Below are 12,695 nucleotides of genomic sequence, written 5' to 3' on the forward strand. Positions count from 1 at the left end.
CCATGTCAGTGGCGTCGCGCACACTGACCCCCTTCCTGTTCCAGCTGGTTCATCACGACGTTCTCCGGAGGTCGCATGGCTGCCCGCCACCCTGCCCGTGACTGTGCGCACGGCGACGCGTCCACCCCGTACCCGGTATGGGCCGACGCGGGCTGGCCAGCCGGGGAGGACCCGGAGCTCGACGACGCGCTGGCCGAGCTTTCGGCAGCGTTGATGGCCTGCCCGGAGCCGCTGCAGGGCTCTCTGCTCGAGCTCGCCGCCCAGGACGTTCGAAGGGGCCTGTCGGCGACGCCGGTGCAGCATCGTCAGGCGGTGCTACGCCCGCTCGGCCTGCCGCTGTCTCCGCGAACCATCGGGCAGCAGTTGTGCAAGGACGTCCTGGTGCGGCTCAACCGTGTCGACGACCACGCGGCCCGGCACTCGGCGACGGCACTGACCCGGGCGATGCTCAAGGACTTCCACCCCCACATGTATCCCGAGGAGTTCGCCGAGCGGTTGCCCGGGGTGCCCGCGCGCGATCCGGCCGAGGTCTGGTCCCCGGCGCTGGCCCGAGTCGCGGTGTGGTCGCAGGGCCTTGCCTCGGTCCGCGATGCGCGTCTGTGGCGCTGGGCCACCACGCAGCCGTGGTTCGTCCCGGAAGGGGTTGAGGCCACCCATGTCGCAGCGATCGCCGCGGCCGCCGAGCGGGTGATCGCCGCCTCGGCCGAGTTTCGGTTCTTCCTCCCGGCCGCCCCGCTGAAGACGGCGGCCCCGGTGACCGACAGCGCGCCTCCGGCCGACGCCACGCTTCAGCAGCAGCCTGCCCCGCAGACCGACCTCGTCGAGGAGACACCCCGCATGTCGGCGACCCCCGACACCCGCACGTCCGACCCCGTCGGCGACTTCGAGCCCGGTACCGCCGGCTTCAGGAGGGTGCGGCAGGCGGAGCAGGCGCTGCAGCAGGCATTGGGCGAGGCGCTGCCGGCTGCTCGGCGAGTGCTCGCCGACGTCACCGCGGACCAGCCGCCGGTCGCGGCCGACCTCGACGTCCTGGCGACGGCACGTACCGCGTTCGACGAGGCGGTCGCGGTGCTGGCTGCTGCCGGCTCCGCGGCAGCCCCGAGCACCGGGGCAGGCGTGCGGGCAGCGCTCGACGATCTTGTCGCAGACGCCTCCGACGCTCCGGTCCGGGACCGGCTGGTGCAGCTGGGGGCACTGTGCGCCCCGGAAGGCAACGAGGCCCTGTCCACGATGCTGGCCACCGCGCAGGAGCGTGCCGCGGACCTCGTCGCCGTGGCCCGCTGGAGCGCCGCGCAGCGGAACAGCGCGGTCACCCTGGCCACCCTGGGTGACCTCGCCGACCCGGACACTGCACCCGAGCAGGCGATCGCCCTGCAGCAGCAGCTGGTCGCTGCTCACAGCGACCTCGCGCTGCTGGCGGTCACCGCGGGGCAGCTGATCCAGTCGGGTCTGGCGCCCGCCAGTAGCACCGCGCCAGCGGCGCCCGCGACCGACCAGGCCGGCAACGGCATCGAGACCGTCGATACAAGCAGCTTGGAGATCACCCCTACCGAGCCCCCCGCGGTTGGTCATGGCCTGGCTGACGTGCCGGCCACTGTGGAGGACCGGACGGCCACCCCGGCCGCGACCCCCACTCCGGCCGACCCTGCCGCCGACCCGGCTCTGGCCGCATCCGCCCACGTCGGCTCCGCCCCCGCAGCAGGCATGATTCCGGTCGCGCCCGCCGTGGCCGTCAGCGATGAGATCGCCGCCCACGCCCGCCTCGTCGACGGCGTCGCCGACTTGATCCGCTCCCGCCGCTTCGGCCTGGCCGAAGCAGTGGCCTCGGCCGCGGACTGGGCTGAGGGTCCGCGGGCTGCGCTGCGCTTGGCCGCGCTGGCCGACGCTGTCCGCAGCGAGACGGGGCCGGTCGGTGCCGCCCTGCGCGGCGAAGTTGCCGACGTCGACATCGCGGCCATCGCTGAAGACACCCCCAGCGTGCTGCTCACCGTCGCCGCGATGGTGCGCGCCGCGCTGGTCACCGGTGAGCCGTCCACCGGTGCGGTGCTCACCGAGCTGGCCGGCCGGGTCGAGCCGAACCTCGCCGCGATCGCCGAGCAGGTCGGCAGCCGCGCGCTGCAGGGGGCGCTGGTCAGTGCGCCGCCGCTCACCGTGCTGGCCGACGTGACTGAGGTCGAACGGTCGCTACGTGCACTGGCAGAGGGCGCCCGCACGCTCCTGCGTCCGCGGACGCTGCGGTTCAAGCGGGCCACCGACATCGCCAAGCTGTGGATGGCAGCCGACGGCATTCTCGGCCGGCCGCTGACCCTCGCAGCCGCCGACGACCGCGACGCGGTCGATGAGGTCGTCAGCGCAATCCGGCGGCTGTCGGACAGCTCCACCATCACCCGCGAGATCGATGACCTCGACCGCCGGTTCCGGGGAGTGTCGGGCCGGCCGATCGAGGGCGCCGGCCGGCAGGACCTCGTCACCCTGGCGGCCGAGACCGTCCAGGCGTTGGCCGCATGGGCCGACGCGGTGCTGTCGCTGAAGCGGTCGAGCACCGCGCAGACGTGGAGCACCAGCGTGATCGCCGAGATGCGCCAGGCGGTGCTGGCCTGCCGCGCCCAGGTACTGGCCGCCCTGCACACCCAGGCCGGGCACTCCGACCCCCTGCTGGCTGCCGCGGCCGCCGCCGCCGCGCAGTCCCTCACGCTGACCTTCGCCGTGCTCGATGGGGAGCAGAGCCTGCCGGCCGGTGAACCGACGCCCGGCCTCGCTCTGAGCGTCGAGCTGCTCAAGGTGCCCGGAGCGTCGGCGGGCACCGGCATGGCCCAGGTCCGGCTGCCAGTGGGGATCACCACCGTCGACCTGCTCGCTGCGGCTGACCGCAGCTGGGCCGAGGCGGTCACCGTCCAGGTTGCCGCGGAGAACTTCGACGCCGCCCGACTTCTCCTCACCATGGCCGCCGCGCACCAGCTGCCCGGCGGCGGCGACATGGGCGACGACCTGGCCGACCAGGTGACCGCCGCACAGGAGCAGGTCGCCGCTGACCTGACCGACATCCGCGCGCAGCTGGCTGCCGAGCTGCGGCGGGCGCGGACGAACAACGAGGTCTCCGAGGAGCAGGTGGGAGAGCTGACCGGGATGCTCCGGGATGCAGAGGTCACCGGCAGCGGCGACCTGGCGGCTGTCCGGGTCCGGCTGGCGCGTGTCGCCGAACTCCTTCCGCACTACCGGGAAGAGGCCGCCCGTCGACTCTCCGAGCGACTGGCAGCGATGGCCACCGTGAACCCCGCCACCGCGCAGCGCGTCACGGGCCTGATCGGCGACGGCGAGCTGTCGACCGCCGAGGAGCTGATCTACCACCTCGAGATCGGCCAGGAGGTGCCGCAGGTGAGCGAGCGCCCCGACCTGATGCGGTTCTTCCCGAGCGTGCCCGACGCGCTGCCCGACGGGCTCACCAACGAGGTCATCGCCGCCATCCGCAGCCGGGGCGTCGTGCCCGGCTGCGAGGTGCTGGATTACACCCGGCTGGGTAGCGACCTCGCCGACCTCGCCGCCACGGCGCTGGACGGGTGGCGGCGGTGGTCTGCCGCCGCGCCGGCGGACCGGCAGCGGGTCAGCGAGCGCGACGTGCTGCTCTCCGCGCTGCGGGTGGTCGGCATCGAAGGTCGCGGCATCCGGCAACTGGATCTGCCGCGCGGCCGCGACCGCCGATTCGTTGACGTCGCCGAGGTGACGATCAACGGCAAGGCGCTGGTGCCGGCGTTCGGCAGCAAGCTCGACGGCCGACTGCGGGTGCTCCTGGCCTGGGGGCAGCCCTCGGCGGAGCTGCTGCTCAGCCACGCCGACCAGGACAACGCCGACTCCAGCCTGCTCATCGTCCATTTCGGCACGATGAGCGCCCAGACCCGCCGGGAGCTGGCGGAGCGGGCCGTCGCCGGCACCCGCACCGCCCCGGTCGTTGTCCTCGACGACGCCGCGCTGGCCTACCTGGTCGCGCACGGCGATCGGCAGATGGACGCGACGATGAGCGTGCTGCTGCCGTTCAGCAACACCAACCCGTACGTCAGTCAGAAGCGGGGGTTGGTGGCCGAGGAGATGTTCTACGGTCGCGACGCCGAGCGGAAGAGCGTTCTGGACGCCGATGGCACCCAGCTGATCTACGGCGGCCGCGGGCTGGGCAAGTCCGCGCTGCTGCGCAGCGCCGGTGCCATGTTCGAGTCCCAGGGTGCGCCGGGGGAGCGGATCGGCCTGTACCTGAGCCTGGACACCCTCGGCATCGGTGCCGGGTCGGCGATCGGCCCGGACGCGATCTGGCATGGGCTGCAGCGCGACCTGACCAAGCTGACGGTGCTCACTCCGCCTCGGCGGGCCGCGGTGGCCTCCGGGAAGAAGGCGCATGAGGAGGTCCGCGCCGGTGTGCTCGCGTGGATGGACGCCGACGCGCGGCGGCGGCTGCTGATCCTGCTCGATGAGTCCGACCGGTTCTTCGAGGCCGACGCGCCCGCGTTCCTGGAGACCAACCGGCTCAAGGACCTCGGACTGGCCACCGACGGCCGAATCAAGGTCGTGTTCGCCGGGCTGCACTCTGTCCAGCGGTACGCCAAGACCGCCCGCAACGGCCCGTTCAGCCACCTCGCGCAGCGCCCGACCGTCATCGGGCCCTTGCGACCGCAGTCGGCGGCCAATCTGCTCACCCGCCCGCTGCACGCGCTGGGCTACCGGTTCGCCGATGACGACCTGGTCAACCGGGTGCTCGGGTACTGCTCCTACCAGCCGTTCCTACTGCAGATGTTCGCCCGGCGGCTGGTCACCGCGATGCACGCCGAGCGTGGCGAGCCCGGCGGGTTGGAAGTCGCCGAGCCGCCGTACGTGATCACCCGCGACGACGTCGTGGCCGTCGAGCAGGACGCCGAGCTGAAAGCCAGCATCAGCGCCGCGTTCCACGACACGCTGCACCTGGACCCCCGGTACAACGTGATCGCCAACGTGCTCGCCCACCACGCCCACGAGTCCGGCATCGACGCACGGCTGTCCGACGTCGAGCTGCGGGACGAGTGCCTGGCCTGGTGGCCGGTCGGGTTCGAGCCGCTGGACGTGGAGGGATTCCGCGCCTACCTGCAGGAGATGGTCGGTCTGGGCGTGCTCGCCCGAAACACCGACGGCCGCGGTTGGCACCTGCGCAGCCCGAACGTGCTGACGATGATCGGCACCAAGGACGACGTGATCACCCAGCTGGTCGGTGCGGCAACGTCATCGGTGCCCGATGAGTTCATCGCTCTGGAGAGCCGGTTGGAGCTGCCCGACGGCCGCCGGTCGCCGCTGACCGCCGGACAGAGTGACGATGTCCTGGGCGACCACGCCAACCAGGTGCGGGTCGTGCTCGGCTCGGAGGCCACCGGCATCGGAGACGTGGCGACGGCCATCCGGTGCGTGGCTGACGTCGGTGACCGATTCACCGTGCCGGCGATCGCCAGCCGCCGACAGTTCGAGGAGGCGCTCGTCGCCGGCCTGCCCGGGCAGCGGCGGGTCGTGCTCACCGACCTGCACGCCCGCGGTCCGAAGGACGGGGCCTGCCTGGATGCGCTGACCGCGGCCTTGGACCTGCGTCCCGCACAGCGGGGTGTGACCCGCTCGGCGGTCCTGGTCGCCGGGCCCGAGCAGCTGGGTCTGTGGCGGCGGGTGCTCGCCGACGGTGGCAGGACCCCATCGCTGGGAACGGTGACGCTGCGCCGCTATGACGCACAGACACTGCGGGTGTGGACTTTGGATGCGCAGAAGTTCAGCGCGCCCGAGCGGCTCGACAGGTTGCTGGAGGTCACCGGTGGCTGGCCGATGCTCGTCGAGCGGGCCGGCCAGCTCGTATCCGACGGTGCCGACGAGGCCCGGGTGTTGGACATGATCGCAGCAGAGGTTGCCTCGCCGGCCGGCGCGGCCGCGCTCGTGGAGGCGGTTGGAGTGACCGCCGACCCCGACCTGGACAAGGCGTTCGCCAGCGTGTTGAGCCTGGTAGACGCGGCCGGGGTATCCCGGACGGATCTGGTGGTAGCGGTGGAGATGGCCGTCGGTGACGCCGAGACGGTGGTCGCGTGCCTGCAGGCGCTGGGTGTGTTTGACGTCGACGAGGACGGGATGTACCGGCCCGAGCCGCTACTCGTCCGATCTTGGCCTCACCGCGCCTGATGACCGACCGCGCCGGTCGCTGACAGTCCAGCGGCCGGCGCGGGGTCGAAACCTCCCGAGCGTCCTGTGTCATCGCAACCTGAACACCCATACGTGCAGGCGCACCGACCGTTCTGGAGCACTGAGCGGACTCCGCGGGATGACGAGCTGCCGACGCTGACTGGCCTCGGGCAGCAGGCGTTCACCGCACTGTGCACCGGCGTACACGGCCGTCGGTCCGTCTGGAGCAGGAGTTCATTCGCTTCGACCGAGTATCGGCGGCCTTGAGGCCGAAAGCAGCCATACTGCGATGTACTCCGATTCCGTCGGGGACACCGCACGTCACGACCGGCAGTCTCTCCGGCGGCACCCTGGTCACGCGGCTGCGTTCATCTTGAGCAGCTCTTCGGCCGCCTTCGACGTAGGCGCCGCGACCTGCACCTCGAAGTTCTCACCGTCCGTCGAGTGCACCGCGGCCACGACGCCCTTGATGACTCGCTGTCGGAGGGCAGGGTGGGCGGGGCTGGTCAATGCGAGACGGATGGCCGCCACGACATCAGCGCGAACGGCCGATTCGGGGACCCTGACTTCTCCGCTCTCGAGCTGTTCGACCAGCTGGCGCTCCGTGAACTCGAGCTCACGCTCTCGCGGGCCGTGCTCGGCCACGCCCTGCGACCACTGGTCAGCAGTCAGCTTCTCGCTCTCATAGTCCCGCTTGTAGCGAGCGAGAACGCGGCGGACCTCGTCGAGCTCCTGTCGCACCTGCGCGAGCTGCATGACGGCCTCCGGGCGCGCTTCCTGCTCCCCCTGGCGGTACTCCTCGAAGGCCCGCAGCCAGAGGTCGTCCTGACCGAGGACCTCGAGCACCACATCGACAACCAACTGTTCCAGGCTGTCCGCGGGTACGCGAAGCGGGTCAGCGCAGCCAGTCCCGGTCGGGACTTCACCGCCCGGCTGCAGTAGTAGTAGCGGTACCTCCGCCCTCGGGCATTGGCGCTGGTGCCGACCATGCTGGCGTCGCAGGAATGACACCGGAAGAGACCACTCAGCAGGTAGTCGGTCTGCCCGGCCTGCGCGACGCGTGCGGCACCCTCGGCGGCGTTCTGCTCGAGAATCGTCTGCGCGCGGTCGAACAGCTCCGTGTCGAGAAAGGCTGAATGGGCGCCCGGATACCACTCCCCGTTCCACCAGAGTTCGCCGACGTACGTCCGGTTGTGGAGGATGTCGTGAACGGCCTGGCGCGACCACTCATTACCATTACTGGTTCGGTGTCCCTTGCCCGTCAGCTTCTTGGCGATGCTCTTCGGTGAGAGTCCACGAATGGCGTAGTCGTCGAAGACGGCCTGGACCAGCGGCCACGTGCCACCGACGACAACTCCCTCTTCGTCGGTCACCAGGTCCCTCTCGAGCATTCCTGTCGCGTCATCGACTCGAGTTCCGAAAGGCGCTCTCGAGCGAGACAGTGGGAGCCCCTTCTCGATGACCTTGGTGCGCTGGCCTCCGTGGATGCGCTCGAGTAGTAGGCGACGCTCGAACTCGGCCAGCGCGCCGATGACCTGGATGAGCAGGCGACCGCTCACCGTCTCAGACTCGAAGCGTTCGTGCACGCTGTAAAAGGCGACGCCGGCCTCGTCGAACTGCTTCATGATGTCGAGCAAGTCCAAGAGGCTGCGGGCAAGGCGGTCGATGCGCTGGAAGACGACGATGTCAAAGAGTCCGGCCCGCGCATCGCGGAGCAGTTCCTGCAGCTTTCGGCGATTCTGGTCCTTGCCGCTCGCGTACTCCTCGTAGACGCCTACGAGTTCCCAATCCTCACGTTCTACGAATCGCCTGCCCTCGACGTCCTGGGTCTTGAGGCTGTGCGGCTGATTGCTCTCATTCGTGCTCGCGCGCTTGTAGATGACAGCGCGCTTGCGCGGATTCGGCGCGTCGACCAAAGAGGTCCTCTTGGCCCGCCTGCTCATCGCACACCCCGGGAGTGAGCGCGCTGTGCATCTCGGAAGCTGTCCACGAAGCCGGTGAGCACTGCCATGAAAAGTCGCCCCTGGGACGTCTGCGTGTCCACCTTCTCCGCCGCAGTCACGATGCCCACGCCGCAGTTGTCCAGAACGCGCACGACGTCCGCGAAGGCCTCCATGCTGCGTCCCAGGCGCGGCAGGTCGCGCGCCGCGACGAGGTCGATGACGCCGTTCTTCGCGTCGGCCAGGAGGCGGTCCAGCGCCGGGCGCTTCTTGTGCGGAAGCTCGACTTCCTCGTAGACGGCGACGACCGCCCAGTCCGGACGCTGGGCGATGTGCCGTTCCACGTCTTCACGCTGGCGGCGGAGGCCTTCGTCGTCGCGGGCCCTCGTGTAGATGGCGACGCGCCGAGGGGGGCTGGGCGGCGGCGGGTTAGGGCTCATGCCGCACCCCCCAGCTGTTCGGCGAGGAGGGATGCGCAGTCGCGGAGCCAGCGCTCGAGTTCGAGGTCCTCGAGGTGTCGCGAGACCAGAACGGTCCGCGTGGGGAGGCGGCGGTTGCTGCGGCGGTTGGCGGTCACTGTAGGCGGAGAATCCGCGGTGATCTTCGTAATCACGCCGCGGACCGTGCTGGCGCCGACTTGCCTGACATTCGAATCGACTCACCCTTTCGGGTGCACTTCTCCGAGTCGACCCTGCCATTGCCCTGCAGTACTTCGAAAACGTAGGAGCGTCGGCGGTTGTTCCCCAGGAACTGCACGTTGACCACCCCGGAATGGTGAAGTCGGTGCAGTTGACGCACGATCGCCTGGGGCGTCGCCGGCGGGTCGAGTCGCTCGCCCAGATCCCGACCCGTGATCTCGGTCTGGCCGGCCGCCTGGCAGCGTGCCAGCACCGACACTATGCGCCGTCCGAGGGGAGTGACGGCCCGCTGGGTGTTCACGCCGTCCAACCGGGCATGCCCGACGAACCGGTACCGACCGTGGCCGGCGCGCTTCACGGTCGGCACGGAGTCGCCCATCGCGCGGCGTCCGACGTCGGCGCGAGCGCCGGTGAACATGAAGTGCGACGCGAGGACGCCCTTGACCGTGGCCCGACTGGTCGACATGCCGTACTTCCGGATCCCGGCCGTGGCATCCGCGAGGCCGAACTCGCGAGCGCCGGCGGCGGCGCGCTCCTCCATCCACGACCGGAGGGCGCGGTGAAGGGTCATGCCGCGCTCCGACGCCGGCCGCGGGCTGGCCAGGGGGCCGAACTCTCCTGTGATCCGGTAGCAGTCCATGCGCAGCCGGATGAGTTCCGCGCCAGCGACGCGACGGCCTCCGCGGGCCGCGCCCGAGAGCTCGCTGAGGAGAGGGCGCAGCGACTCGCGCCGGGCGCTCCGCCCCTGCGCTGCCAGTTCGGCCAGGAGGTCGGAGGTGTTCACCTCGACTACGCCGCGGGCGTGCATCGCGGCGATGGTGTCGATCACGGCAGCCTTCAGGCTGCCGGGTGTGGCGTACGGGCGGTCTGACCAGGGCGTTTCCGGCAGTCGCCGTGTGACGGTGATCAGAAGGGGTTTGTTTCGCACCGGGTAGTCCCCACTCCACCCCGACGACACAGGCCGTTCCTCCTTCGGGAGGAGCGGCCTGTGTCGTGTTCGGTCGCCATCGTGGTGGCCATCGAGACCAATGTCGCGCCGAGGAGCCTGCAGGTGTCCGAGCGTCGGGTACAGGTCGGGTGTCGACTGGCTGGCCGCTGAGTCGCATAGCGGACATCTCCCAGGCCGGCGCGGCCGGCGTCACGGAGAGCCGATCACCCGGGCGTCCGACGAGTTGCTCCAGCGCGGCGATGTAGCCGCAGCGCTCGCCGAGGATCTCCGGTGTGTCGATGCGAATCGCCGACCGGCATCCTCCCATCGGTCGGCCGCCGCCTGCTGCAGAACCACGGCCCGGACTCCTGACATGAAAACTGCCCGCCCGACTTCGTAGAGCCGGTTTGGCTCACCGGCTCTGGGCTAGGAGGAGCCGCACACGAGTGGGGGGCGGCACGGATGCAGCTGAACAGTTCGGTGCGGCAGATGACGTCGGCCGCGAGCCGGGTCGTGGCGGCGGCGGCCCCTGCCCTGGACCTGGTCGACAGCAGCGTGAGCCTGCTGTGGGAGGGCTACCAGTTCGGCACGCGCCGATTCGCCCGGGCCGGGGCCGATCTGTTCGACACCAGACTCATGCTGACCCGTGCCACGTTCACCTACGGGGAGGAGGCGGCGCGGCACTTCTACACCCCTGACCGGCTGACCCGGAAGGGCGCGCTGCCGCTCCCCACCCTTGCCCTGCTGCAGGACGTCGGCAGCGTGCAGGTGCTGGATGGCGCGGACCATCGGCACCGGAAGGCCATGTTCCTGTCCATGATGACGCCGACCGCGCTGGACGAGCTGGTTGCCCTGTTCGAGCAGCAGTGGGCCGAAGCCGAGCGGCGCTGGGCCGCCCAGGAGCAGGTTGTGCTCCTCGACGCGGTGCACGAGGTGCTGTGCCGCACGGTGTGCGCGTGGAGCGGAGTGCCACTGGCCGAGGAGGAGGTGCCGAAGCGGACCCGGCAGCTCGTGTCGATGTTCGAGGGCGCCGGTGCCTTCGGCCCGCGCAACTGGCGCGGCCAGCTGCGGCGGCACTCGGCCGAGCAGTGGGTGCGCGACCTCGTGGACCAGGTGCGCGGCGGCCGGCTGGACGTCGCCGAGGGACGGCCCTTGCGCGCCATCGCCACGCACCGCGGCCTGGACAGCGAGCTGCTGAGCACCGCGGTCGCCGCGGTCGAGCTGATTAACGTGCTGCGCCCGACGGTCGCCATCGGCAGGTTCATCGTCTTCGCCGCGCTGGCGCTGCACGAGCATCCGGAGCAGCGCGCCCGGCTGACCGACGACGAGGCGGTGCGTACCTTCGCACAGGAGGTGCGTCGCTTCTATGCCTTCTTCCCCGTGGTGGGCGGCCGGGTGGCGGAGGAGTTCACCTGGCGCGACCGCACGTTCCGGCGCGGCGAGTGGCTGCTGCTCGACCTGTACGCCACCAACCACGATCCGCGGATCTGGGGCGATCCCGAGGTCTTCCGCCCGGAGCGGTTCCGGGAGCGGACGCCGGGGCCGTTCGACCTCGTGCCTCAGGGCGGTGGCGACCACGCCACGGCTCACCGCTGCGCGGGCGAGTGGCCCACGATCCGGCTGCTGGAGCGCGCGGTCGGGTTGCTCGCGGCGCTGCCTCACGACGTCCCGCCGCAGGACCTCACGGTGGACCTGACGCAGATGCCGACCTCTCCGCGCAGCGGGATGGTCGTCCAGGTCCGCGCCTAGATCTGTGAGCCTCCGGCTGCAGTGCGTCCAGAACGTCATATCCACCGGTCGATGGTGCTGCCCGTCCCACTAGCTCGAGCTGCCCACCTGGGCCGTCGATCCGGTGAGCTGGGCGGCGTCGTCGGGGTGGCAGTCGAGGCGAGCCCAACGAAGTGGCGAGTGCGGCTGTCGAAGCGCGTGCGCATCGGCCCGGACGTCGTGCAACGCCGCGCTCAGGTTCCTGGGCCACCACCTCGGCCTCGGGTCGGGCTCGCGGCGCAGCTGGAATACAGGTTCGCTCGTTTCACCACCACGGTGGACCCGCCGACGGCGGAGCACGTGTGTGCTGCGTAACCCTCGGCCGGGTCACGCGTTGTTCCGCGCACAGTGCCCCTCACGTCATCTGGAGGAGACGTGCGCCGTCTCGCTGCCTGCTTCGCCGCCGCCGTCGCCGTCCTGGCCGGCGTCGTGGTCGCCCCCGTCGCGCAGGCGACGCCGTCCCCGCTGAGGTACGTCGCGCTCGGCGACTCCTACAGCGCCGCCTCCGGGGTGCTGCCGCCGGACCTCACGGCACCGCCGCAGTGCCTGCGCTCCGTCCGCAACTACCCGCACGTCGTCGCCGGTGCCATCGGCGCGCAGCTCACCGACGTGACCTGCGGAGGCGCGGCCACCGGCGACTTCTTCGCCGAGCAGCACCCGGGCGTGGCCCCCCAGCTCGATGCTCTGGGCCAGGACACCCAGCTGGTCACCATGACCATCGGCGGCAACGACAGCAGCGTCTTCACCAACTCGATCCTCGCCTGCTCCACCGCGGGGCTGACCACCCTCGGCGCGGGGAGCCCGTGCAAGGACCGCTACGGCTCCTCCTTCGAGGACACCATCCGCTCCACGACTTTCCCGGCGCTGGTGGAGACCCTCCGGGCGGTCCGCCAGGAGGCTTCCCGGGCGAAGGTGGCGATCCTCGGCTACCCGTGGATCATGCCGGCGAGCGGCGGCTGCTTCGACCGCATGACGATCGCCGAGGGTGACGTCCCCTACCTGCGCAGCCTGCAGGCCACCCTCAACGACGCGGTGCGGCGCGCGGCGGGGCAGACCGGCGTCACCTACGTCGACATGAGCCAGGCGTCCGAGGGGCACGACGCCTGCCGGCCGATCGGCGTGCGCTGGGTCGAGCCGGTCCTCCAGGGGACCAACGCGGTGATCGTCCACCCGAACGCGCTCGGGGAGGCGCAGATGGCGGCCCGGACGATCGAGGTGCTGCGGCTGGACCGCGGCCGCTGAGCCGAGCGGCGG

The 12,695-nt window shown here is 70.9% G+C and carries 7 protein-coding genes; 3 read left to right on the forward strand and 4 right to left on the reverse strand.

The window, feature by feature from the left end:
• Window positions 1-75: 75 nt before the first annotated feature.
• Window positions 76-6,168 (forward strand): hypothetical protein, encoded by a 6,093-nt coding sequence (locus tag ABC795_RS04625; RefSeq protein ID WP_347059735.1) that lies wholly within the window; start codon window positions 76-78, stop codon window positions 6,166-6,168.
• A gap of 354 nt (window positions 6,169-6,522) precedes the next feature.
• Here the strand turns inward: ABC795_RS04625 and ABC795_RS04630 are convergent, their stop codons facing one another.
• The 4 genes from ABC795_RS04630 to ABC795_RS04645 are packed head-to-tail and all read right to left on the reverse strand — an operon-like array spanning window position 6,523 to window position 9,575.
• Window positions 6,523-6,924, reverse strand: a complete 402-nt coding sequence (locus ABC795_RS04630; RefSeq protein ID WP_347059736.1) for a hypothetical protein — start codon at window positions 6,922-6,924, stop codon at window positions 6,523-6,525.
• Window positions 6,837-8,111, reverse strand: a complete 1,275-nt coding sequence (locus ABC795_RS04635; RefSeq protein WP_347059737.1) for a recombinase family protein — start codon at window positions 8,109-8,111, stop codon at window positions 6,837-6,839. The genes ABC795_RS04630 and ABC795_RS04635 overlap by 88 nt, the downstream gene beginning before the upstream one ends.
• A complete protein-coding gene (locus ABC795_RS04640; protein WP_347059738.1) occupies window positions 8,108-8,806 on the reverse strand; it encodes a recombinase family protein in 699 nt (232 codons plus the stop codon). Before ABC795_RS04640 ends, ABC795_RS04635 begins: the two co-directional genes overlap by 4 nt.
• On the reverse strand, window positions 8,718-9,575 hold the full coding sequence (locus ABC795_RS04645) for a hypothetical protein (protein WP_347059739.1): 858 nt from the start codon (window positions 9,573-9,575) through the stop codon (window positions 8,718-8,720). Before ABC795_RS04645 ends, ABC795_RS04640 begins: the two co-directional genes overlap by 89 nt.
• A 561-nt stretch (window positions 9,576-10,136) precedes the next feature.
• Here ABC795_RS04645 and ABC795_RS04650 point away from each other — a divergent pair.
• Together ABC795_RS04650 and ABC795_RS04655 are read left to right on the forward strand one after the other, a co-directional pair.
• Window positions 10,137-11,423, forward strand: coding sequence for a cytochrome P450 (locus tag ABC795_RS04650; RefSeq protein ID WP_347059740.1), 1,287 nt, complete (start codon window positions 10,137-10,139; stop codon window positions 11,421-11,423).
• Window positions 11,424-11,816: 393 nt separating this feature from the next.
• Window positions 11,817-12,683 (forward strand): SGNH/GDSL hydrolase family protein, encoded by an 867-nt coding sequence (locus ABC795_RS04655; protein ID WP_347059741.1) that lies wholly within the window; start codon window positions 11,817-11,819, stop codon window positions 12,681-12,683.
• The last annotated feature ends 12 nt before the right edge of the window (window positions 12,684-12,695 follow it).

It is taken from the genome of Blastococcus sp. HT6-30, from assembly GCF_039729015.1.
In the GTDB taxonomy this organism is placed as follows: domain Bacteria; phylum Actinomycetota; class Actinomycetes; order Mycobacteriales; family Geodermatophilaceae; genus Blastococcus.

What these genes read in the sequence shown, in the direction of transcription:
- ABC795_RS04625 (WP_347059735.1), top strand. Translation starts at nt 76, where the DNA reads ATGGCTGCCCGCCACCCTGCCCGTGACTGTGCGCACGGCGACGCGTCC.
- ABC795_RS04630 (WP_347059736.1), bottom strand. Translation starts at nt 6,924, where the DNA reads ATGCAGCTCGCGCAGGTGCGACAGGAGCTCGACGAGGTCCGCCGCGTT.
- ABC795_RS04635 (WP_347059737.1), bottom strand. Translation starts at nt 8,111, where the DNA reads ATGAGCAGGCGGGCCAAGAGGACCTCTTTGGTCGACGCGCCGAATCCG.
- ABC795_RS04640 (WP_347059738.1), bottom strand. Translation starts at nt 8,806, where the DNA reads ATGGCAGGGTCGACTCGGAGAAGTGCACCCGAAAGGGTGAGTCGATTC.
- ABC795_RS04650 (WP_347059740.1), top strand. Translation starts at nt 10,137, where the DNA reads ATGCAGCTGAACAGTTCGGTGCGGCAGATGACGTCGGCCGCGAGCCGG.